Source organism: Streptomyces sp. NPDC050658 (genome assembly GCF_044457025.1).
Taxonomy (GTDB): domain Bacteria; phylum Actinomycetota; class Actinomycetes; order Streptomycetales; family Streptomycetaceae; genus Streptomyces.
In genome coordinates, this window is record NZ_JBITGM010000017.1 from 94,023 (window position 1) to 115,074 (window position 21,052).

Below are 21,052 nucleotides of genomic sequence, written 5' to 3' on the forward strand. Positions count from 1 at the left end.
GGCGCGCCTGCGCTCGGCCCTTCGTTCGGCGCGATGTCGCGCACGGTTGCCTGACACGGTGCTGCTCCTCCCCCTCCTCCGTGTCCCCCCGGACACGGTGTACAGCTCCCCTCCCCAGGGGCACACACGGACGCCGTTCCCCCGTTCTGGGGAAGCCTCCGGTGCGGTGACACTCGGGCCAGCCTATGGCTGGGACCCTGCCACCATGGCGCAGTTGGAGCGGTTCGCGGAGTTCACAGGCCCGGCGCGGGGGGTTGACGGGGTGCTGGCGCGAATGCGCGCGCTCGGCGCGGAGCTGCCGTCCGGCGACGGCGTCGGCGTCTTCAACCAGGTCTACCTCTCGGTCACCGAAGAGGTCGACCGGCACCTCGACGACGGCCGGTTCACCGACTCCGGGGCGGCGATCACGCTGGACGTGCTGTTCGCCGAGCACTATCTGCGGGCCGTCGACACGGCGGCGGGCCACCGCGGGGCGCCCGCGTGCTGGCGGCCCCTGCTCCAGTTCCGCCGCCACCCCGGCGTACGTCCGCTGCAGTTCGCGCTCGCGGGCATCAATGCGCACATCGGGCACGATCTGCCGCTCGCCGTCGTGGACACCAGTCGTACGCTCGGCTGCGAACCGGCCGACATCGAGGACGAGTTCGACCGTGTGGGCGACATCCTCGTCTCGCTGGAGGAGCGGATCCGCGAGGAGCTGATGCCGGGTCCCGATCTCTTCCAGATCGCCGATCCGCTGACGCATCTGGTGGGTTCCTGGAGCCTGGAGCGGGCCCGCGACGGGGCGTGGGCGGCGGCGCGTGCGCTGTGGGCGCTGCGCGGGCTGCCGTCCGTCGCCGAGGAGTTCCGGGCGCGGCTCGACGGCGCGGCGGGTCTGGTGGGCCGCATGCTGCTCACTCCGTTGCCGGACTGATCCGGCCAGTCATGGCCCGCCGCCCCGGAACTCCCGGACGACAGTTGTACGTTGAAGCGAGGGACCCCGGATGCGAAGGAGCACCAGCATGGCCACTCGACTCGGACTGAGCCTCCCGCAGGGCCGGCAGTACGACATGGGGCGTGACGTCCCGGCCGTCGCCCGAGCCGCAGAGGAGATCGGGTACGAGAGCCTGTGGGTGTACGAACGCGTCCTGTTCCCCGAGCCCGCCACCCAGGGTCTCTACGGCATCGAGGGCCTCCCCTGGCCCGACACGTACCGCTCGGTGCCCGACCCGCTGGTCACGCTGACGCTGGCCGCGGCCGCCACGGAGCGGGCCCGGCTCGGCACCAGCGTCCTGGTGGCCCCGCTGCACGTGCCGTTCCAGCTGGCGCGCTCGCTGGCCTCGCTGGACGCGGCGAGCGGCGGCCGGGTCGTCGCGGGCCTGGGCACGGGCTGGTCCCTCGACGAGTACGCGGCGGCGAGCGTCGCCCCCTTCAAGAAGCGCGGCAAGGTCCTCGACGAGACCATCGACGTCTGCCGCGCGGTGTGGGGCCCGGACCCGGTGTCCTACGAGGGAGAGCTGACCAGGATCGCCCCGTCCGTGGTCGGCCCGAAGCCGGCCCACCCCATCCCGATCCTGCTTCCGGCCAACAGCCCGCGCGCGCTGCGCAGGCTCGTCGAGCGCGCGGACGGCTGGATGCCGATCGGCATGGGCGCGGAGGGCCTGGCCGAGCAGTGGCAGCAGGTCAAGGACGCCGCCGCCGAGCACGGCCGCACGGAGCCGATCCAGAGCGTCCTGCGCGTCAACACCCGGTACACGGCAAAGGCGTACGAGGGCGAGGACCGCTCCCCCTTCCACGGGAACGTGGCCCAGATCGTTGAGGACCTGGCGGCACACGCGGCGGTCGGCGCGGTGGAGGAGATCCTCCTGGAGCTGCAGGGCAGCGCGCGGGACGGGGAGGAGCTGAAGGACGTGGCGGCGGAGGTGTACGCGGCGGCGCGCGCAGCAGGGGTCTAGGGCAGCGCCCCTGAAAGGGGCGCGGGGAACTGCGCGACCAGCCACAGCAGGCCGGCAGACTCCCACGCGCCCCAACCGTAACGGCGCCACGGATCAGTCCTCGGGCAGCTCGACGGGAGCAATCTCGTCGTACACGTCCCCAGGCCCGGGATTCGTCCCGTCCGTGGCCCCGCCCAGGTGGTTCATGACGCCCCAGACCGCGTTCAGCGCGGTCGTCACGGCGCCCTCGGCCCAGCCCGCCGTCCAGGAGATGTCGTCCCCGGCGAGGAAGATCCCCCGCTTGTCCTCGGGGAGACGGTCCTGCATGAAGTGGGTGAACAGGCGCCGCTGGTAGCGGTAGTGCCCCGGCAGGTTCGCCTTGAACGCGCCCATGAAGTAGGGCTCGTTCTCCCAGGACACGGTCACCGGGTTGCCGATGATGTGCTTCCTGATGTCGACCTTCGGGTAGATCTCGCCGAGCGACTTGAGCATGACCTCCATGCGCTCGTTCGCCGACAGCGGCAGCCACTTGAGGCTGTCGTCGCACCAGGTGTACGAGAGGCAGATGGTGGCGGGCTTGTCCGGGCCGTCGTCGAGCAGGTACGTCCCGCGCGTCATCCGGTCGGTCAGCGTCATCGACATGACGTCCCGACCGGTCTCCTCGTCCTTGTCCAGCCAGAACGGCCGGTCGACAGGAACGAACAGCTTGCTCGACTCCATGTAGTGGGTCCGCTCCATCGCCGTCCAGTGGTCGATGGGGAAGAGCGTGTCGTCGCAGGCGATCTTCGAGAGCAGCATCCAGGACTGGGCGGTGAAGATCGCCGCGGGGTAGGTGCGGATGTCGCCAGAGGCGTCGGTGACGGTGACGCGGTTGCCCGCGGTGCGGTCGAGGCGCGTCACGGCGGGCTTGGGCTTGCCGCCCTCGTGCAGCGAGCCCAGGGACGTACCGGGGGCCCAGTGCACGATCTTCTGCGGCTCGCGGTCCCACAGCCGCAGGGGCAGCTGCTGGCTGCCGCCGACGATGCCGCGGTGGTGGTCGTCGGCCTCGGTGTAGACGACGCGCAGGATCTCCAGGATGGAGTTCGGGAAGTCGGTGTCCCAGCCGCCGGTGCCGAAGCCGACCTGGCCGAAGATCTCACGGTGCCGGAAGGACTTGAAGGCCTCGGACTCGCAGAGGAAGCCGTAGAAGGTCTGGTTGTCGAGCTTCTCGACGAGCTTCGACCAGATCTCACGGATCTTCGGTACGTCGCGCTCGCGCAGCGCGCGGTTCATGTCGGTGAAGTCCGCGCCCTCCTCCAGGCAGGCGTTCCACGCGTTCATCACGTCGCGGTAGACCTGCGGAAGGTCGTCGACGGACGTCGCGTAGTGGGACTCGCCCTTGAGGTCGACGACCGTCGAAGGCGTCGACTCCGCGAGCGGGTTGGGGAACGGCTGGGTCTTGAGGCCCACCAGGTCGATGTAGTGCTGCAGCGCCGTGGAGGACGGCGGGAAGCGCATGGCGCCCATCTCGGCGGTGAGCGAGTCGTCGCAGCCCTCGAAGCCGACGGTGCGCAGCCGGCCGCCGATCTGGTCGGCCTCGTACACGACGGGCTTGAGGCCCATCTTCATCAGCTCGTAGGCCGCGATGATGCCGGACAGACCACCGCCGATGACGGCCACCTCGGTGCCGTGCTCGGTCGCGGGTATCTGGCCGAGCCCTGCCGGGTGCGCGAGGAAGTCGTCGTACGCGTAAGGGAAGTCGGGACCGAACATGGTGATCGGCGGCTGCGCGTCGGTGTGCTGGACGGCATTGGGCACCGTGGACGTCATGGGGTACGGACTCCTTGCGGGAACGGCATAACTACAGGGGCGGTGGGGGCTCAGACCAGCGACGCGTACAGCTCGGGGCGGCGGTCTCGCAGGTAGGGGTTGGCCTCGCGCGACGCGGCGAGGAAGGCGGGGTCCGCGTCGGCGAACACCAGCTCCTCGGAGCGCCCGGCGCGGGCGCGCGCGACGCCGTCGGGACCGGCGAGCGTGGAGAGCCCGACGAACTCGAACTCCCCTTCCTGGCCGACCCGGTTGACGTAGGCGACGTACATCTGGTTCTCGAAGGCCCGCACCGGCACGACGGACTCGGCGACGAACTGGAAGGGGTGCATCTGGGCCGTGGGCACGAGCAGCAGGTCGGTGCCCGCGAGGGCGTGCGCCCGGACGTTCTCCGGGAACTCCACGTCGTAGCAGATGAGCAGGCCGATCCGCAGTCCGCCGAGCTCGGCCTGGACGACGGTCTGCTCGCCGGGCGTGAAGGAGTCCCGCTCGAAGCAGCCGAAGAGGTGGGTCTTGCGGTAGTTCGCGAGGCGCGCGCCGTCGGGGCCGATCAGCTGGACGGCGTTGTACACCTGCTCGCCGTCGCGCTCCGGGTAGCCGTAGGCGACGGCGACACCGTGGCGTACGGCGGTCTCGGCGATCGCGGCGGCACAGGCGCCGTCGGCGGGTTCGGCCAGCCGGGCGACGTCGTCGCCGATGGCGTACCCGGTGAGGTGCATCTCGGGGGCCACGAGGAGCCCCGCGCCCGCCTGGGCGGCACGGGCGGCGGCCTCGTCGAGCGCCTTGAGATTGGCGGCGACGGAACCGGGACGGCCCGAGCTCTGGAGCAGGGCGGTGCGCAGCGGGGGCATGGCTGACCTCGGGGCGTACGAAGGGGCTGGTGGGGACTGTTAGACGGTACGGTCGGCGGCTGTGCCCGGACAAGGCGCGACCGTTGCGGGCCGTCGCACGATCCGTTGCGTGTGCGGGGCCGGGGGCGGCGATTCGTTGCGCGACGGTGTGCGGCCGGGGTCGTAGCGGTGTCCACCGCCGGGTGCACGGGTGCCCGGGGGCTTCCCCGCCGCGCGGCGGAGGCGGATTGCCGCCCGTGGCCGGACGTGCCGGCACCCCCTGCCGCGAGACCGTGATCTCGCCCGGAAGGACCGGGTGAACGGCACGTACCAGGAGGCCCCTCGTGAGCCGCAACGCCAGCACCGAAAGCCCCACCGTCCGCACCCGTGTCCTCGCGGTGGGCACCGCCCTGCTGATCACCGCGGGCGCGGCGGGCGCGGCCGTCGCGTCGGACGACGACGGGCCGCGGCGGTCGGCGGACAGCCGGGCGCAGGCCCGGCAGCAGCCCGCCCCGCACACCGGGCAGCGGGAGGCCGCCGCGCTCACCGGCAGCGCGAAGATGTACCGCAAGACGACGGAGGACGTGACGTTCACCTTCGACGCGCATCTGGCGGCGAAGCACAACGCCGACCCGTCGAAGGCCACCGGCACGTTCCGCTTCGTGCACCTGGACAAGCCGGGCGGCAAGGGCGGCTGGGCGAAGGGCCGTATCGACTGCCTGATGACGGGCGGCAAGGTGGCCACGGCGACCGGCATCATCACCGACACCAACCTGAAGGACATCAAGGGCGGCCGCGTCGGCTTCTCGGTCCACGACCAGGGCAAGATCGACCGCGTGGGCTACAGCTGGGCCGCGGTGGGCGGCCCCGACGGCACGAAGAAGCTGCCCAAGTGCACCAGCTCGGCCCCGCACGAGAAGGTCAGGCAGGGCACCGGCGACTTCGACGTCGTGCCGTGGAAGGTGCCGTACCCGACGGACTGATCCCCCGCTCATCCCCAGGGAGGGGCGCCGGCTCCGGCGCCCCCGCCGCGCGACGGAGGCGGTCACCGCCCCGCGTGCGATGTGCGGGGCGCGGGCGCACGGAAGTGTTGGTCCCGCCCGGAGGAACCGGGCGCAGCCACCGCAGACGGAGGACCTCCCGTGAGCCCCAAGCGCCGTACCGCCACCCGTGCCGCCGTCCTGGGAGCAGTGGCCCTGCTCCTGCTCACCGGCGGGGCAGCGGCCTCGACCGCTTCCGACTCCCCGCACCCCGTGCGGGAGGCGGCCCTGACCGGCACCGCGATGATCGACCGGCCGAAGGGCGACGAGATCACGTTCACCTTCGACGCCCGTCTGGCCGCCGCCGACAGGAGGGATCCGGGGAAGGCGCGCGGCACCATCAAGTTCAGCCACTACATGGAGGAGCTCAAGTGGGGCGGCGCCGGCGAGGCGAAGGTCGACTGCCTGCTGACCGCGGGGAAGGTCGCCACGGTCTCGGCGGTGGTCACGATGGCGGACGGCGACCTGAAGCCGTCGGTGGGCAAGCGCGTCGGCCTGACGATCCACGACCGGGGCAAGCAGGACGGCTTCGGCTACAGCTGGGCGATGGTCGGCCTGCCGAGCGACCTGCCGGACGACATGCCCAAGTGCGTCAGCTCGGCCCCGTTCGAGAAGACGCGGCCGGGGAGCGGAGACTTCCGCGTCAAGCCGATGGACCAGCGCCCCTGAGGGACGCGGGAACCGCGCGCTCGGCCACGGCGAACCCGCACCAGAAGAACTAGGCGGGCGACCCCGACGAGAACCGCCGCATCAAAGGCGAAAGCACCAGCACGGACCGGGTCCGCTCCACGAACGGCTCCCCCGCGATCCGCTCGAGCACCCGCTCGAAGTGCCGCATGTCGGCGGCGAAAACCTGGACGATCGCGTCCGCGTCACCGGTGACGGTGGACGCGGACGCGATCTCCGGGTACCGCTCGAGCCCTCGCTGAATCGCCTCCGGCGAGGTATTGCGGCGACAGTAGATCTCGATGAACCCCTCGGTCTCCCAGCCGAGCGCGGCGGGGTCGACCCGCACGGTGAACCCGGTGATCGCCCCGCTCTCCCGCAGCCGGTCCACGCGCCGCTTCACGGCGGGGGCGGAGAGCCCCACCAGCTGGCCGATGTCGGCGTAGGAGCGGCGGGCGTCCTCGGCGAGGGCGTGCACGATGCGTTCGTCGAGATCGTTCAGTCGCACTGGGGGTGGATCACTTCTCTGCTGAGGCCAATCGGGAGCGGCTCATGCCGTACAGGAAGTAGAACACGAGGCCGACGGCCATCCAGACACCGAAGACCGTCCAGGTGGTGGAGTCGAGGCTGAACATGTTGTACGCGCAGAAGCCGAAGCCGAGCACGGGGAAGAGCCAGCCGAGCGGCACCCGGAAGGTGCGCGGCATGTCGGGGCGGGTCCGGCGCAGCACGATCACGGCGATGTTGACCAGGCCGAAGGCGAAGAGCGTACCGATGCTGGTCGCGTCGACGAGCTTGCCGAGCGGGATGACCGAGGCGAGCGCGCCGCAGAACAGCGACACGATGACGGTGTTCACGCGGGGCGTGCCGGTCTTCTTGCTCACCTTGCCGAACGCCTTGGGGACCAGGCCGTCGCGGGACATGGCGAACAGGACGCGGGTCTGGCCGTAGAGCACGGTCAGGACGACGGAGGCGATGGAGATGACCGCGCCGGCGGCGAGGATCGTGCCCCACACGCTCTGCCCGGTGACATCGTTCATGATCGCGGCGAGCGTGGCCTCGGAGCCCTCGAAGTCCTTCCAGTTCCACGCGCCGACGGCGACCGCGGCGACCAGGACGTAGAGCGCCGTGACGATGATCAGGGAGAGCATGATCGCGCGGGGCAGGTCGCGCTGCGGGTTCTTCGCTTCCTCACCGGCGGTGGATGCGGCGTCGAATCCGATGTACGAGAAGAAGAGGCTCGCTCCGGCGGCGCTGACGCCGGCCATGCCGAGCGGCATGAAGTCGGAGTAGTTGCCGGACTTGAAGCCCATGAAGCCGATGGTGCAGAAGAGCACGAGCGCGGCGATCTTCACGATGACCATGATCGTGTTGGCGGTCGCCGACTCCTTGGCACCGCCGAGCAGGAAGACCATGGCGAGCAGCACGACGATCAGGCCGGGCAGGTTGATGATCGCCCCGTCGACCTCGCCGGGCGCCGCGGAGAGCGCGTCCGGGATGGTGACGCCGATGGTGCCGTCGAGCAGTTCGTTGAGGTATTCGCCCCAGCCGACGGCCACGGCCGCGACAGACACTCCGTACTCCAGGACCAGGCACCAGCCGCAGACCCAGGCGATGAGTTCGCCCATCGTTGCGTACGCGTACGAGTAGGACGAGCCCGCGACCGGTATGGAACCCGCGAGCTCGGCGTACGAGAGGGCCGAGAAGAGGGCGGTGAGACCGGCGATCACGAAGGAGATCGTGACGGCGGGTCCGGCCTTGGGGACGCTCTCGCCGAGGACGACGAAGATGCCGGTGCCGAGCGTGGCGCCGATGCTGATCATGGTCAGCTGCCACATGCCGAGGGAGCGTCGCAGCGAGCCGCCCTCACCCTGGCCGCCCTCCGCGACCAGGCGTTCCACCGGCTTGCGCCGCATCAGCTTGCCGCCAAGTCCGGTGGCCCCCGGGGGGCTTGGGCGGTTCTGCGGGGGTGCGCCTTGGTCGAGCACGCGCTGGCTCCTTCATCGCTGCCGGTCAGGGCGGAAGGGACCGGCGGCAGCACCCACGGATCGACCGGGACTGCCGAGCAGGCGGTCCCCGCCACACCACGTACAGCGGATGACTCTAAAGGTTGCGAGTTCCCGACCGTAACGCAGCACCCTTGCGCGTACCCGGTTGATCATTGCGCACTTCCGTCATATGCGTCTCTTTGTTGCGCGGTCCGTTTCGTCCGTTGCGCGAAGGAGCCTCGGGCAAGTGGTTGACACTTCGTCAGATCTGCCGCATCGTGCACGCCTCCCGGTGGAGACGGAGGCACGCAATGGACCTCGATGTGCTGTACGAGATCGACGTACCGAAGCCCTGGAACGGACCCCATCCGCTCGGCCAGCGAGCCGCCGAGCAGCGCGCCTACCGGGAGGCCGTGGAACAGATCAGGCTCGCCGACCGGATGGGCTTTCGCACCGTCTGGGCCGTGGAGCACCACTTCCGCGAGGGCCGCTCGCACTGCCCCGCCCCGGAGGTCCTGCTCGGCCATCTCGCGGCGCTGACCGAGCGGATCCGCCTCGGCTTCGGCGTCACGCTCACCCCCTTCGGCTTCACTCCCCCGCAGCGGATCGCGGAGAAGGTCGCGGCGGTGGACGTGCTCTCGGAGGGGCGCGTGGAGTGGGGCACCGGGCGGTCGACTCCCATGGAACAGACGGCGTTCGGGGTCGACCGGGAGCAGTCGCGGTCCGACTGGCGCGAGGCCGTCGAGATCGTCACCGGCATGTGGCGCGAGGAGTACTTCGCGTACGAGTCGGAGCGGTTCAGTTTCCCCCGGCGCATGGTCACCCCGAAGCCGGTCCAGGACCCGCATCCGCCGTGCTGGATGGCGGCCACCTCCCCCGGCTCGGCGGAGGTCGCGGGCGCGGCGGGGCTCGGCCTCCTCTCCTTCTCGATCATGCAGCCGCTGGAGGCGATGGCCCGTCAGATCGCCGCCTACCGCGCGGCCGCGCGCACCCCCGACCCGATCACGGACGTCACCACGGACCGCGTCAGCGCCTACACCCTCGTCCATGCGGCGGACCGCCCCTCGCGGCGCGTCTGGGACTCGGTCGCGTGGTGGTACCGCAACCTCGCGCAGTTCACCCTCGACTGGGAGCTGCCGCACCTGTCCCCCGACGAGCGCGAACGGGCCTTCCCGCTCCTCACGCCGATCATCGAAGGGAGCGTCCCCTTCGAGGAGTTCGACGCCGGCGACATGATCCTCATCGGTGACGCGCAGACCATCGTCCGCAAGGCGAAGCGGTACGCCGACCTGGGCGTCGACCAGCTCATCTGTTACGTCCAGTGGGGTTATCTGGAACACCGCGAGATCCTGCGGACGATCGAGATCCTGGGCAAGGAAGTCATCCCGGAACTCGCGGCGTACGTACCGAAGGGGACCCGCTCATGACGGAGCCCCTGGACGGGACCCCCGTCCCCGACTACGCCTCCCTGCACCGCCTGGACGACCGCGCCTTCGTCGTCCTCGGCGCGGGCAACGGCATCGGCAGGCAGACCACCCACGCCCTCACGGCGGTCGGCGCCCGCGTGCTCTGCGTGGACGCCGACAAGGCGCGGGCCGATGCGGTCGCCACCGAGACGCGCGGCATCGCGTACGTCGCCGACGTGACCCGGCGCGACGAGATGCGGCAGCTCTTCGCTTACGCGGCAAGGGAGTTGGGCCCGCTCGGCGGTGTCGTCGACATCGTCGGCATGGCCCGCTACACGCCCCTCGCGGACCTGGACGACGCCGCCTGGGACTGGCACTTCTCCCTGGTGCTGCGGCACGCCTGGCTCGCGGTCCAGTACGGCGGCGAGGCGCTCGCCGACGCGGGCGGCGGCCCCATGGTCTTCGTGGCCTCGGCGTCCGGGCTCACCGCGGCGCCCCTGCACGCGGCGTACGGCGCGGCCAAGGCGGGCCTCGTCTCGCTGGTCCGCTCGGCGGCGGTGGAGTACGGACCGCGCGGGGTCCGGGTGAACGCGGTGGCGCCCGGCGTGGTGTGGACTCCCCGGGTGGCGGGCCTGATCGGCGCGGAGGGCCGGGAGCGCAACGCGGCCAACGCCCCGCTGAACCGCGTCGCCGAGACCTCGGACATCGCCTCGGCCCTGCTGTTCCTCGCCTCGCCGCTCTCCTCGTACGTCACCGGGCAGACGCTCGTCGTGGACGGCGGGGTCGGCGTGAAGTTCCCCTATCCGACGATCGGGGACGCCCGGTGAGGGAGTTCCTGCGGGGCGTGGCGTGGTGGGCGCCGGACGGGCGCCCGGTGCGCGCCGATCCGGCGGACCGGGACCGGCTGCCGGGCGACACGTGGGAACGGGCTGGGTTGCCGGCCGGGGTGCGCCTTGAGTTCACCGCGCGGGGGGTGCGGGCGGTGGAGGTCGCGTACGTGGGCGTGGCGGCGTCGGGGACGGACGCGTATCGGGCGGAGCCGCCGGTGTTCACGCTCCTCGGGCCGCGCCCCGAGGAGGGCGCGAGCGACACCCCCGCAGGACCGGGCTCTCACCTGGCGGTGCTGGAACTCCCGTATCCCGACGGCGACTTCACCCTCCACCTGCCGGAGACCCTGCGTCCCACTCTCACCGGCCTGCGCCCCGTCGGCGGCGGCACGCTCGAACCCGCCCCTGGCCGCCCGCGCTGGCTGGTCTACGGCGACTCCATCGCCGAGGGCTGGTCGGCGAGCCGCCCCCATCTCGCCTGGCCCGCGCCGGCCGGGCGAGCGCTCGGCGTCGACACGGTCAATCTCGGGTACGCGGGCGCGGCACGCGGGGAGCTCGCTTCGGCGCAGCAACTCGCCGCGCTGGACGCCGACTTGATCACCGTCGCCTTCGGCACGAACTGCTGGTCCCGTACGCCCCACTCAGCGGGGCTGCTGTACGAGACGACGCGGGCGTTCCTGGGCCTGGTCCGCCGGGGCCACCCGGACGTCCCGCTCCTGGTGGTCTCCCCCGTGGTCCGCCCCGACGCCGAGTCGACGCCGAACGCGCTGGGCGCCACGCTCGGCGAACTGCGGGCGGCCGTGGAGCGGGCGGCGCGGGACGCGGGCGCCGAACTGCTGCCGGGCGGAGACCTGTTGGAGCCCCGGCACCTGGTGGACGGCGTACATCCGGGAGACGCGGGGCACGCCGTCCTCGCGGACGCGGTGACGTCAGCGCTGCGGCGTCACTCCTGCCCCGCGTCGTAGGACTCCCGCGCCGCCGCGATGGCCGGGCGGTGGTCGATGGACCAGTCGGCGAGGGCCTTCACCAGGTGGGTGAGGCTGTGGCCCATCTCGGTCAGCTCGTACTCGACCTGCGGCGGAATCGTCGGGTAGACGGTGCGCTTGACCAGACCGTCGCGCTCCAGGCGCCGCACGGTGAGGGTCAGCATGCGCTGCGAGATGTCGCCGTGGATCCGGCGCTGCAACTCCTTGAACCGCAGGACGCCCGCGGCGAGTTCGACCACCACGTACACGGACCACTTGTCGCCGAGCCGGTCCAGGACGTCCCGCACCCCGCACTCGTCCTGCGGGGTCTCGCAGCTGATCACCGGCTCGACGGGGACCGTCGCGGCCTGAGGGGCGGTTACCGCCGTGTGCCCTGCTGACATCAGAGTGCCTCCTTACGCGGCGACGCGCCGCCGATCACCATGGTCACAGGCCCGGACACCGGGCCGGCCGCCCGGACAGCGGGCACAACCACTCACCACGGGGGAACCTTCCCATGCTCATGATCACCGGCGCCACGGGCGCCCTCGGCAAGCTCGTCACCGCCCGCCTCACCGGCCGCGACGACGTCGTCATCGGCAGCCGCAGCCCCGCTCCGGGCGGCCGCCGGGTCGACTTCGACGATCCGGCGTCCCTGGACTTCACGGGCGTGGACACGCTGCTCGTCATCTCGGCGGGCGCCGCCGAGGACGACGTGGTCACGGCCCGCCACGAGGCCGCGATCTCGGCCGCGGAGAAAGCGGGCGTCCGGCACCTCGTCTACACCAGCCTCAGCGGCGACGGCGACCACCTGGCGTACGCCCTGGCCCACCGCTGGACCGAGCGCAGACTGCGCCGCTCCTCGCTGGACTGGACGGTGCTGCGCAACGGCCTGTACGCGGAGCTGCTCGCCCGCGTCGCGGCGCCGGGCGCCGACGGCACCATCGCGGCCCCGCTGGGCGACGGCCGGCTCGCCGCGGTGGCGCGCGAGGACCTGGCGGAGGTAGCGGTGCGGGTGGCGACGGACCCGGCCCCGCATGTGGGCCGTACGTACGAGCTGGTCGGCGAAGAGGCGCTGGGCGGGGCGGAGTTGGCGGCGGCGCTCGACGCGACGTACGAACCCGCCACACTCGCCGCGACCCGCGAGGCACTCACCGCGGCGGGTCAGGCCCTGCCGTTCCAGGTCCCGATGCTCATGAGCACGTACTCGGCGATAGCGGGCGGCTTCCTGGACGGCTCAGGAGTCGAGGCCCGGGGAGCACTCCGCACCCTGCTGGGCAGGGAGCCCCGCCCGGCGATCGAGGCGTACGCCGCCGCAGTGCAGGCCTGACTCAGGGGCGCCCCGAAGGGGCGCGGGGAACCGCGCGACCAGCCACGGCAGACCCGCGGTCACGTCACGCAGCTCCCCGCGGAGCGACTAGCTCCAGCTGGCGTGCAGAGGCTTGCCCTCTGCATAGCCGGCGGCGCTCTGCACACCCACGGTGGCCCGCTCGGCGAACTCCTCCAGGGAGCCCGCACCGGCGTACGTGCAGGAGGAGCGGACACCCGCGATGATCGAGTCGATCAGGTCCTCGACACCGGGACGCTCCGGGTCGAGGAACATCCGGGAGGTCGAGATGCCCTCCTCGAACAGCGCCTTGCGCGCACGGTCGTACGCGGACTCCTCGCTCGTACGGTTCTTGACCGCACGCGCGGAGGCCATGCCGAACGACTCCTTGTAGAGCCGGCCGTTGGCGTCCTGCTGCAGGTCGCCCGGGGACTCGTACGTACCGGCGAACCAGGAGCCGATCATCACGTTCGACGCACCGGCGGCCAGCGCCATCGCGACGTCACGGGGGTGGCGGACACCGCCGTCGGCCCACACGTGCTTGCCGAACTTCTTGGCCTCGGCGGCGCATTCGAGCACCGCGGAGAACTGCGGGCGGCCGACGCCGGTCATCATGCGCGTGGTGCACATGGCGCCCGGTCCGACACCCACCTTGATGATGTCGGCGCCGGCCTCGATGAGGTCCCGGACGCCTTCGGCGGCGACGATGTTGCCGGCCACGATCGGCACCTGCGGGTCGAGCCCGCGCACGGCCTTGACCGCGGCGATCATCGACTCCTGGTGGCCGTGCGCGGTGTCGACGACGATCGTGTCGGCGCCCGCGTCGAGCAGCTGCTTGGCCTTGGCGGCGACATCGCCGTTGATGCCGACGGCGGCGGCGATGCGCAGCTTGCCGTTGGCGTCGAGGGCGGGGGTGTAGAGGGTCGCGCGCAGGGCGCCCGTGCGGGTCAGGATGCCGGCGAGGCGGCCGTCCTTGTCCACGGCGGGGGCGTAGCGCCGGTTGGCGTGGTCCAGCTTGTTGAAGGCGTCGCGCGGGTCGATGTCCGCGTCGAGCAGCAGGAGGTCCCTGGACATGACCTCGGAGAGCTGGGTGAAGCGGTCCACGCCGTTCAGGTCCGCGTCGGTGACGACGCCGACCGGCTTCTGGTCCTCGTCGACGACGACGCCCGCGTTGTGCGCGCGCTTGGGCAGCAGGGCCAGCGCGTCCGCGACGGTCTGGTGGGGGGCCAGCACGATCGGGGTGTCCAGGACGTGGTGGCGCGTCTTGACCCAGGAGATGACGTCGGTGACGACCTCGATCGGGATGTCCTGCGGGATCACGACGAGCCCGCCGCGGCGGGCGACCGTCTCGGCCATGCGGCGCCCGGCGATCGCGGTCATGTTCGCCACGACCAGCGGGATCGTGGTGCCCGTGCCGTCCGGCGACGAGAGGTCGACGCCCTGCCGCGAGCCGACGGCGGAGCGCCGGGGAACCATGAAGACGTCGTCGTACGTCAGGTCGTACGCGGGCTGGATGTCATTGAGGAAACGCACGTGCTGCTCATCCCAGTCGATCAGAGGTGGCCCCCGGACAGTTAGGCCGAGGGAAAAGCACGTACTTCAGTGTCCCATGCCGTGGGGGTCGAACCGCCTGGGATGATCACCCAGGCAGGTCACGGAGCCGCTGGTCGGATCGTCCAAGCGACCCCCGCAAGCGGAACACTCCGCTCAGACCTCGCCACGCTCCGTGCCGACGGCGGGCCCGAGCGCGAGAACGATCTCCAGTCCGGTCCCGCGCTCCCGCGCGTACGCGACCGAGTCCGTGAAGACCTCCTGGGCGACGATCCACTCCTGCGGCGCGGCCTCCGCGTACGCCTGCCAGCCGGAGACGACGATCAGCAGCCCGGCGGCGGACGGCGCCCGCGGCAGATCGGTGAGGCAGTCGGCGAGCGCGTCCCAGTTGCGCCCGAACCAGTCGGGCAGTCCGAGCGCGCGGGCGCACCGGTCCATGAACGCGCTCTTGTCCTGCACGCCGCTCAGGTCCAGCGAGACGCCGCCCATGCCGGCGCCGCGCGCGGCGCCGAACAGGGCCGCCAGGGGTTCGGACGTCATCTCAGTACCGCCTTGAAGGACGCGTAGTGGTCATCCGTGTAGTAGATCTCGCCACCGCTCCCGGTGACGATCCGCCGTGCGCCGCGGTCGCGTTCGCCGGGGGTGCGGACGGTGTACTCGCGGTAGTAGCCGCGCCGCTGCTTCGGCAACTCGCCCTCGAAGTTCCCGAAGACGGCGCCGTCCTTGGCGTACGGAAAAGGCCCACCGTCATCGATGAGCCGTAGGGTCCGTCGGCCTTCGGCGGGCAGCCGGTCGGCCTGGACGGTGTCCAGGCCGTGGGCCCAGGCGGGGGCGGAGGCCGCCGCCCGCCCGCCACTGTCCGAGGAGCACGCCGAAACGAGAACGGCGAGACAGCACAGCAGCACACCCAGCACGCGAGGGGCGAATCGGGACACCATGGGCAAATGCTGCCACAGGGGCGTTCACACAGCAGTGCCCCGCACAGGAGCGCCCCTTCAGGGGCGCGGGGAACTGCGCGACCAGCCCCCACGACCCGCAGGTACGCAACTCCTCAGCTACCGTCCGGATCCGCCCTATCAAGCGCCGCACGAGGCGAAGGCCCCATGACGAGCAACTGATCAGCCGCAGCCGTATCCGTGACAAGGCTCGTCACAAGCCCCGACCGCAGCACAGCGTCAATCGCAGCAGCCTTCCGCTGTCCCCCGGCAATGGCCACGACCTCAGGAATCCGTCGAAGCCGATCAGCTTCGACGGTGATGCACCGCTCGCCAAGGTCACGCCCGACCCGACGCCCCTCGGCGTCGAAGAGGTGCGCGGACATCTCGGCGGCCACGCCCAGCGAGGCGTAATGCGCCCGCTCCTCGTCGGTCAGCATGTCGTGCACCGTCGAGATACCCGGCTCCCAGGAGCCGATGGACACCGCCGCGACGGTGACCTTGTCGAAGTACTCAAAAGCCCGGGCGATCCCCGTCTGGTTCCGCAGCGCGGCCGCCGTGGCCGGGTCCGGAAGCAGCATCGGCGCGTAGATCGGGTGGGCCTCGCCGCCCGAGACCTGCGCGGCACGCCGCACCGCCTCGACCGAACCGCGCTCGGCGGTCCCGGCGTCGTACACACCCGTCAGCTGGACGACCGTGCACGGCGGCAGCTGGTCCAGCGCCGCCGCCATGTGGATCGTCGAGCGCCCCCAGGCAAGGCCGAGCACATCGCCCTCGGTGACCAGCTCGCCGAGGAGATCGGCCGCGACCTCGCCGAGGTTCTCCGGATCGGGAGAGTCGTCGACCTCCTCGGACGGCGCCGGCGACTCCACGACGACCGCGTGCCGCAGGCCGTAGCGGGCGCGCAGCGCGTCCGAGCGCTCGGCGTCCAGCTCCGCGGGCACTCGGATCTCGATCCGTACGAGATCACGCTCGAGCGCGGTCTCCAGGACCCTGGCCACCTTGAAGCGGCTGACGCCGAACTCCTCGGCGATCTGGATCTTGGACTTGCCCTCGAGATAGAAGCGGCGGGCCATGGCCGCCGCCTGCACCAGCTCCGCGGGTCCCATCCGCATGGCTGACCGGCCGCCCGTCGACACGACGATCTCCTCACTGTCATTCACGCAACTGTCGTTCACACATTCACACGCTTTTCTGCGGCTTCACGTGTGTTGCTGCGGTTTCGAGCGCGTTGCCGCAGCGCAACCCTGGTTCGCCGTTCATCCTTGCAGATCCGGCGTGCTTGATCAGCCCTGAAGGACGGCGTTCACGTTCCCGTGGCTCAGTGGTCGCACGCCCATGCCGCCGCGGCCGTCGCGTCCGCCGCTTGGCTGCGCAATGCACGTACCGCCGCCTCGGGGTCCTTCGCGCCGTAGACCGCGGAACCCGCGACGAAGACGTCGGCCCCGGCGTCGGCGCAGCGCTCGATGGTCGCGGCCGAGATGCCGCCGTCGACCTGGAGCCAGAGCTCGAGGCCGTGCTTGCTGATCAACTCGCGGGTGCGGCGAATCTTCGGGAGCATGATGTCGAGGAATGCCTGACCACCGAAACCAGGCTCAACCGTCATGATCAGCAGCATGTCGAGCTCGGGGAGCAAGTCCTCGTACGGCTCGATGGGCGTCGCGGGCTTCAGCGCCATGGAGGCGCGGGCACCCTTGGCGCGGATCTCGCGGGCGAGCCGGACGGGAGCGGCGGCCGCCTCCGCGTGGAAGGTGACGGATCCGGCGCCCGCTTCGACGTACTGGGGAGCCCAGCGATCGGGGTCCTCGATCATCAGATGGCAGTCCAGCGGGGTGTCCGTCGCGCGGGCGAGGGACTCTACGACCGGCACCCCGAGGGTGAGGTTGGGGACGAAATGGTTGTCCATGACGTCTACATGGAGCCAGTCGGCACCTTCGACCGCCCTTGCCTCCTCGGCAAGACGGGCGAAATCCGCGGACAGGATGCTGGGGTTGATCTGCACGGCCATGCCCCAAGCCTGCCATGCCCGGCGCCGGTTGCTCACCGCCGTCCGTAGCGTGGGCGGAACGGCATCTTTCAGCCTGAGCGGAGCGGGTCCCTTCGCCGGGTGCCCCGTGCCATGCTGGGCGGTCCACCGGCACCATGCGGGGCAGCGGGGGTAAGCCATGCCGGAGACGCGGTCGAAGGAACGGTCCCAGACGGGTCGCTCAGTGGCCTGGCTGGTGGCAGGGCGGCGTACCAAGTGGCTGGTGGTGCTGTTCTGGCTGGTGGTGATCATCGTCGCGGCGCCGCTGGCCCAGAAGCTCACCGACGCCCAGGACAACCAGGCCTCGTCGTGGCTGCCCGGCTCCGCGGAATCCACCCAAGTCCTCGACATCTCCGAGGACTTCAGGCCGGAGCAGATTCCCGCCATCGTCGTGTACGCCCGTGACGGCGGGCTGACCGTGCAGGACCGCGCGCAGATCGCGAAGGACGTCACCGAGCTCAAGCAGCTGAGCGACCACGGCATCCGGGGCGCGGAGACGCGCGGGCCCGTCTTCGACACGAAGAACCCGGCGAGCGCCGAGGCGGCGCAGATCTTCGTGCCGATCACGATGGACGAGAAGGGCTGGGAGCGGATCGCACCGGCCGTCGACTCCATCCGCGAGCGGGTGGGCGAGGGCTCCGGCGCGCTCGCGGTGCACATCACCGGCCCCGGCGGTACGTCGGCGGACTTCTCCGAGGCGTTCGAGGGCATCGACTCGACGCTGCTGCTCGCGGCGGGCGCGGTGGTCGTGGTGATCCTCCTGATCACGTACCGCAGTCCGATCCTGCTGATCGTCCCGCTGCTCTCGGCGATCGTCTCGCTGTTCGCCGCGCAGGCGCTGATCTATCTGCTCGCGGAGCATGCCGGCCTGACGGTCAACGGGCAGAGCGCGGGCATCCTGACGGTCCTCGTCTTCGGCGCGGGGACGGACTATGCCCTGCTCCTGGTCGCCCGCTACCGGGAGGAGCTGCGCCGCCACGAGGACCGGCACGAGGCGATGCAGCTGGCCCTGCACCGGGCGGGCCCCGCGGTCATCGCGTCGGGCGCCACGGTGGTCGTCAGCATGCTGGTGCTGCTGACCGCCGAGATGAACTCGACGCGGGGTCTGGGTCCCGTGGCCGCCATCGGGGTGGCGGTCGCCCTGCTCGCGATGCTGTCCCTCTTCCCGGCGCTGCTCGTGGTCTGCGGCCGGTGGCTGTTCTGGCCGCTGATCCCGCACATGGGCTCGGACGAGCCCACCGAGCACGGCGTCTGGGCCCGTACGGGGCGCCGTATCGCCCGTCGCCCGCGGCTGACCTGGACGGTGACCGCGGTGGTCCTCGCGGGCCTCTCGCTCGGTCTGACGCAGCTGCGGGCCGAGGGGCTCAGCAACGCGGACTCGTTCACCGAGAAGCCCGACTCGATCGTGGGCCAGGAGGTACAGGCGAAGTACTTCCCAGCGGGCAGCGGCGATCCGCTGGTGATCGTGTCGAACGCGGCGCAGGGCGAGGCGGTCGGCCGCGCCGTGGCGGCCACGCCGGGCGTCGACGCGGCCAGCATCGGCGTGCCACCGGGGGCGAAGGCCGAGGCCGACGGCAAGGTCCTGTTCGAGGCGACGCCGACCGATCCCGCCGACAGCGAGGCGGCCAAGCAGACCGTCGAGCGGGTCCGCGACGCGGTGCACGCGGTGCCCGGCGCGGACGCCCAGGTGGGTGGCGGCACGGCCGCCCTGCTGGACATGGACAAGGCGACGACCCACGACAACAAGCTGGTCATCCCGCTGGTCCTGGTGGTGGTCCTGCTGATCCTCGCGGTCCTGCTGCGGGCCCTGGTCGCACCGCTGCTGCTGATCGGTACGGTCGTGCTGTCCTTCTCCGCCGCGCTCGGCATCAGCGCGCTGGCGTTCCGGTACGTCTTCGACTACGCGGGCGAGTCGACGGACTTCCCGCTCTTCGTCTTCGTGTTCCTGGTGGCGCTCGGCATCGACTACAACATCTTCCTGTCGACCCGCGTCCGCGAGGAGGCGGGCCGACAGGGCACCCGTGCGGGTGTGCTGACGGGCCTGGCCGCGACCGGCGCGGTGATCACCTCGGCAGGCCTGGTCCTGGCGGGCACCTTCGCCGCGCTCGGCACCCTCCCGATGGTCGCCTTCGCCGAAATCGGCTTCGCGGTGGCACTCGGCGTCCTTCTCGACACCTTCGTCGTACGCTCCGTCCTGGTCACCGCGTTGTTCCTGGACGTCGGCCCCAAGGTGTGGTGGCCCCATCCGCTGAGCAAGGACCCGGCGGCCCGAACTCCTTCGGGCGCCGGGGCGGCCTCAGGCGGTCCGCCGGACGAGGGCTAGGTACATCGCGTCCGTGCCGTGCAGATGCGGCCACAGCTGTACGTCGGGGCCCTCGCCCAGCGCCGGGACGCCGGGCAGCAGCGGTCGCGCGTCGAGGAGTTCCGCGGCCACGTCGTCCTGCTTGAGTACGTCGTCGACGACCGCGCGGGTCTCGGCGAGGTGCGGCGAGCAGGTGGCGTAGCCGACGACTCCGCCGACCCGGACCGACTCCAACGCCGTACGCAGCAGAGCCCGTTGGAGCGGCGCGAAGCCGTCGAGGTCCTCCGGGCGGCGGCGCCAGCGGGCCTCGGGGCGGCGGCGCAGGGCGCCGAGTCCGGTGCAGGGCACGTCCATCAGGACCCGGTCGAAGGTGCCGGGTCCCCACGGCGGCCGGGTGCCGTCGGCGGCGACGACCTGGTACGGGCCGGGGTTTCCGCGCAGCGCCTGCGCGACGAGCCGGGCCCGGTGCGGCTGCTTCTCGGCGGCGAGCAGGGCGGCTCCGCGCTGCGCCGCGAGACCGGCGAGCATGGCGGCCTTGCCGCCGGGACCCGCACAGCCGTCGAGCCACTTCTCGTCGCGCCCCTCCAGCGGGGCGTTCGCGAGTGCGATGGCGACCAGCTGGCTGCCCTCGTCCTGGACGCCCGCGTTCCCCTCGCGCACGGCCTCGATCGAGCCGGGCTCGCCGCCCTCGCTGAGCCGTACGGCGTACGGCGACCAGCGGCCGGGCAGCGCGGACTCCTCGCCGACGGAGTCGAGCAGCTCGTCGGCGGTGGAGCGGCCGGGGCGGGCGACGAGGGTCACCTCGGGCCGTTCGTTGTCCGCCTCCAGGAGGTCCTCGATGCCGGCCCGTCCGCCGCCGAGCGAGTCCCAGAGCGCGGAGACGACCCAGCGGGGGTGCGAGTGGACGACGGCGAGATGGTCCTCGGCGTCCTCGTCGTAGGGCGGCGCGACCTTCTCCAGCCAGCCGTCGAGATCGTCGGCGGCGACCTTGCGGAGCACCGCGTTGACGAACTTGGCCCGCCCGTCGCCGAGCACGACGCGCGCGAGCTCGACGGAGGCGGAGACCGCGGCGTGCGTCGGGATCCGCGTCCCGAGCAGCTGGTGCACACCCATGTTCAGGACGTCGAGCACCGGCGGGTCGACCTCCCGCAGCGGCCGGTCGATGCAGGCCGCCACGATCGCGTCGTACGTCCCCTGCCTGCGCAGCGTGCCGTAGACCAGCTCGGTGGCGAGCGCCGCGTCCCGCGCGTCGAACTTGTCGGCACCCTCCTTGTCCCGGGCCTTGCGCAGCAGCGGCGGCAGCACGAGATTCGCGTACGCGTCGCGCTCGTCCACGGCGCGCAGCGCCTCGAAGGCGAGGAAACGGACGGGGTCCTTCTTGGGACGGCGATGGGGCTTGCCTGGCTTGCCTGGCTTCCCCTGCGTGCCTTGCTTCTGGGGTCGCCGGCTTGGCTGGTCGTTCAAAGGTGCTCC

20 protein-coding genes are annotated in these 21,052 nt (G+C 71.5%); 9 read left to right on the plus strand and 11 right to left on the minus strand.

Annotated elements, in window-relative coordinates; translation table 11 throughout:
• The first annotated feature begins 205 nt into the window (after positions 1–205).
• Together ACIBKX_RS38845 and ACIBKX_RS38850 are read left to right on the plus strand one after the other, a co-directional pair.
• Positions 206–910, plus strand: a complete 705-nt coding sequence (locus ACIBKX_RS38845) for a DUF5995 family protein (protein WP_363275495.1) — start codon at positions 206–208, stop codon at positions 908–910.
• An 88-nt stretch (positions 911–998) separates the two neighbouring features.
• The gene (locus ACIBKX_RS38850) at positions 999–1,931 is read left to right on the plus strand and encodes an LLM class F420-dependent oxidoreductase (RefSeq protein WP_363275496.1); all 933 of its coding nucleotides are present in this window, start codon (positions 999–1,001) and stop codon (positions 1,929–1,931) included.
• 93 nt (positions 1,932–2,024) lie between these two features.
• Here the strand turns inward: ACIBKX_RS38850 and ACIBKX_RS38855 are convergent, their stop codons facing one another.
• The gene (locus tag ACIBKX_RS38855; protein WP_363275497.1) at positions 2,025–3,719 is read right to left on the minus strand and encodes an NAD(P)/FAD-dependent oxidoreductase; all 1,695 of its coding nucleotides are present in this window, start codon (positions 3,717–3,719) and stop codon (positions 2,025–2,027) included.
• A gap of 50 nt (positions 3,720–3,769) precedes the next feature.
• On the minus strand, positions 3,770–4,558 hold the full coding sequence (locus ACIBKX_RS38860) for a carbon-nitrogen hydrolase family protein (RefSeq protein ID WP_363275535.1): 789 nt from the start codon (positions 4,556–4,558) through the stop codon (positions 3,770–3,772).
• A 332-nt stretch (positions 4,559–4,890) separates the two neighbouring features.
• Here ACIBKX_RS38860 and ACIBKX_RS38865 point away from each other — a divergent pair, with 332 nt between their 5' ends.
• Together ACIBKX_RS38865 and ACIBKX_RS38870 are read left to right on the plus strand one after the other, a co-directional pair.
• Positions 4,891–5,529: a Repetin gene (locus ACIBKX_RS38865; RefSeq protein WP_363275498.1), complete on the plus strand. Its 639-nt coding sequence runs from the start codon at positions 4,891–4,893 to the stop codon at positions 5,527–5,529.
• 159 nt (positions 5,530–5,688) lie between these two features.
• Entirely contained in the window at positions 5,689–6,255 is a 567-nt protein-coding gene (locus ACIBKX_RS38870) for a Repetin (RefSeq protein WP_363275499.1), read from the plus strand.
• 49 nt (positions 6,256–6,304) lie between these two features.
• On the opposite strand, the gene ACIBKX_RS38875 is transcribed toward ACIBKX_RS38870, so the two are convergent.
• Together ACIBKX_RS38875 and ACIBKX_RS38880 are read right to left on the minus strand one after the other, a co-directional pair.
• Positions 6,305–6,760 carry an Lrp/AsnC family transcriptional regulator gene (locus ACIBKX_RS38875; protein ID WP_363275500.1) on the minus strand — a complete coding sequence of 152 codons (456 nt, stop codon included), beginning with the start codon at positions 6,758–6,760 and terminating at the stop codon, positions 6,305–6,307.
• A gap of 10 nt (positions 6,761–6,770) precedes the next feature.
• Complete coding sequence (locus ACIBKX_RS38880; RefSeq protein ID WP_363275501.1) at positions 6,771–8,240, minus strand: amino acid permease; 1,470 nt, start codon at positions 8,238–8,240, stop codon at positions 6,771–6,773.
• 311 nt (positions 8,241–8,551) lie between these two features.
• On the opposite strand from ACIBKX_RS38880, the gene ACIBKX_RS38885 reads away from it, so the two are divergent.
• From ACIBKX_RS38885 to ACIBKX_RS38895, 3 genes are read left to right on the plus strand one after another with little or no spacing between them, the layout of a single operon-like run.
• The gene (locus ACIBKX_RS38885) at positions 8,552–9,667 is read left to right on the plus strand and encodes an LLM class flavin-dependent oxidoreductase (RefSeq protein WP_363275502.1); all 1,116 of its coding nucleotides are present in this window, start codon (positions 8,552–8,554) and stop codon (positions 9,665–9,667) included.
• Positions 9,664–10,473, plus strand: coding sequence for an SDR family oxidoreductase (locus ACIBKX_RS38890; RefSeq protein ID WP_363275503.1), 810 nt, complete (start codon positions 9,664–9,666; stop codon positions 10,471–10,473). The genes ACIBKX_RS38885 and ACIBKX_RS38890 overlap by 4 nt, the downstream gene beginning before the upstream one ends.
• The gene (locus tag ACIBKX_RS38895; protein ID WP_363275504.1) at positions 10,470–11,438 is read left to right on the plus strand and encodes a GDSL-type esterase/lipase family protein; all 969 of its coding nucleotides are present in this window, start codon (positions 10,470–10,472) and stop codon (positions 11,436–11,438) included. Before ACIBKX_RS38890 ends, ACIBKX_RS38895 begins: the two co-directional genes overlap by 4 nt.
• Here ACIBKX_RS38895 and ACIBKX_RS38900 read toward each other — a convergent pair.
• Positions 11,417–11,842: a helix-turn-helix domain-containing protein gene (locus tag ACIBKX_RS38900; protein WP_363275505.1), complete on the minus strand. Its 426-nt coding sequence runs from the start codon at positions 11,840–11,842 to the stop codon at positions 11,417–11,419. The genes ACIBKX_RS38895 and ACIBKX_RS38900 overlap by 22 nt on opposite strands.
• Before the next feature lie 113 nt (positions 11,843–11,955).
• Here ACIBKX_RS38900 and ACIBKX_RS38905 point away from each other — a divergent pair, with 113 nt between their 5' ends.
• Positions 11,956–12,768 (plus strand): NAD(P)H-binding protein, encoded by an 813-nt coding sequence (locus ACIBKX_RS38905; protein WP_363275506.1) that lies wholly within the window; start codon positions 11,956–11,958, stop codon positions 12,766–12,768.
• Positions 12,769–12,855: 87 nt separating this feature from the next.
• Here ACIBKX_RS38905 and ACIBKX_RS38910 read toward each other — a convergent pair whose 3' ends face one another.
• The 5 genes from ACIBKX_RS38910 to rpe all read right to left on the minus strand — a co-directional run bounded on the left by ACIBKX_RS38910 (position 12,856) and on the right by rpe (position 17,259).
• Positions 12,856–14,298 carry a GuaB1 family IMP dehydrogenase-related protein gene (locus ACIBKX_RS38910; protein WP_363275507.1) on the minus strand — a complete coding sequence of 481 codons (1,443 nt, stop codon included), beginning with the start codon at positions 14,296–14,298 and terminating at the stop codon, positions 12,856–12,858.
• 174 nt (positions 14,299–14,472) lie between these two features.
• The gene (locus ACIBKX_RS38915; protein ID WP_363275508.1) at positions 14,473–14,856 is read right to left on the minus strand and encodes a barstar family protein; all 384 of its coding nucleotides are present in this window, start codon (positions 14,854–14,856) and stop codon (positions 14,473–14,475) included.
• On the minus strand, positions 14,853–15,254 hold the full coding sequence (locus ACIBKX_RS38920) for a ribonuclease domain-containing protein (protein WP_363275509.1): 402 nt from the start codon (positions 15,252–15,254) through the stop codon (positions 14,853–14,855). The genes ACIBKX_RS38915 and ACIBKX_RS38920 overlap by 4 nt, the downstream gene beginning before the upstream one ends.
• A gap of 113 nt (positions 15,255–15,367) precedes the next feature.
• The gene (locus tag ACIBKX_RS38925; protein ID WP_363275510.1) at positions 15,368–16,414 is read right to left on the minus strand and encodes a sugar-binding domain-containing protein; all 1,047 of its coding nucleotides are present in this window, start codon (positions 16,412–16,414) and stop codon (positions 15,368–15,370) included.
• A 158-nt stretch (positions 16,415–16,572) separates the two neighbouring features.
• The gene (gene rpe / locus ACIBKX_RS38930; RefSeq protein WP_363275511.1) at positions 16,573–17,259 is read right to left on the minus strand and encodes a ribulose-phosphate 3-epimerase; all 687 of its coding nucleotides are present in this window, start codon (positions 17,257–17,259) and stop codon (positions 16,573–16,575) included.
• 157 nt (positions 17,260–17,416) lie between these two features.
• Here rpe and ACIBKX_RS38935 point away from each other — a divergent pair, with 157 nt between their 5' ends.
• Positions 17,417–19,600 carry an MMPL family transporter gene (locus ACIBKX_RS38935; protein WP_363275512.1) on the plus strand — a complete coding sequence of 728 codons (2,184 nt, stop codon included), beginning with the start codon at positions 17,417–17,419 and terminating at the stop codon, positions 19,598–19,600.
• Here ACIBKX_RS38935 and ACIBKX_RS38940 read toward each other — a convergent pair.
• Positions 19,574–21,043 (minus strand): transcription antitermination factor NusB, encoded by a 1,470-nt coding sequence (locus ACIBKX_RS38940; protein WP_363275515.1) that lies wholly within the window; start codon positions 21,041–21,043, stop codon positions 19,574–19,576. The genes ACIBKX_RS38935 and ACIBKX_RS38940 overlap by 27 nt on opposite strands.
• Between the last annotated feature and the right edge of the window lie 9 nt (positions 21,044–21,052).

What these genes read in the sequence shown, in the direction of transcription:
- ACIBKX_RS38845 (WP_363275495.1), top strand. Translation starts at nt 206, where the DNA reads ATGGCGCAGTTGGAGCGGTTCGCGGAGTTCACAGGCCCGGCGCGGGGG.
- ACIBKX_RS38850 (WP_363275496.1), top strand. Translation starts at nt 999, where the DNA reads ATGGCCACTCGACTCGGACTGAGCCTCCCGCAGGGCCGGCAGTACGAC.
- ACIBKX_RS38855 (WP_363275497.1), bottom strand. Translation starts at nt 3,719, where the DNA reads ATGACGTCCACGGTGCCCAATGCCGTCCAGCACACCGACGCGCAGCCG.
- ACIBKX_RS38885 (WP_363275502.1), top strand. Translation starts at nt 8,552, where the DNA reads ATGGACCTCGATGTGCTGTACGAGATCGACGTACCGAAGCCCTGGAAC.
- ACIBKX_RS38890 (WP_363275503.1), top strand. Translation starts at nt 9,664, where the DNA reads ATGACGGAGCCCCTGGACGGGACCCCCGTCCCCGACTACGCCTCCCTG.
- ACIBKX_RS38900 (WP_363275505.1), bottom strand. Translation starts at nt 11,842, where the DNA reads ATGTCAGCAGGGCACACGGCGGTAACCGCCCCTCAGGCCGCGACGGTC.
- ACIBKX_RS38905 (WP_363275506.1), top strand. Translation starts at nt 11,956, where the DNA reads ATGCTCATGATCACCGGCGCCACGGGCGCCCTCGGCAAGCTCGTCACC.
- ACIBKX_RS38915 (WP_363275508.1), bottom strand. Translation starts at nt 14,856, where the DNA reads ATGACGTCCGAACCCCTGGCGGCCCTGTTCGGCGCCGCGCGCGGCGCC.
- ACIBKX_RS38920 (WP_363275509.1), bottom strand. Translation starts at nt 15,254, where the DNA reads ATGGTGTCCCGATTCGCCCCTCGCGTGCTGGGTGTGCTGCTGTGCTGT.
- rpe (WP_363275511.1), bottom strand. Translation starts at nt 17,259, where the DNA reads ATGGCCGTGCAGATCAACCCCAGCATCCTGTCCGCGGATTTCGCCCGT.
- ACIBKX_RS38935 (WP_363275512.1), top strand. Translation starts at nt 17,417, where the DNA reads ATGCCGGAGACGCGGTCGAAGGAACGGTCCCAGACGGGTCGCTCAGTG.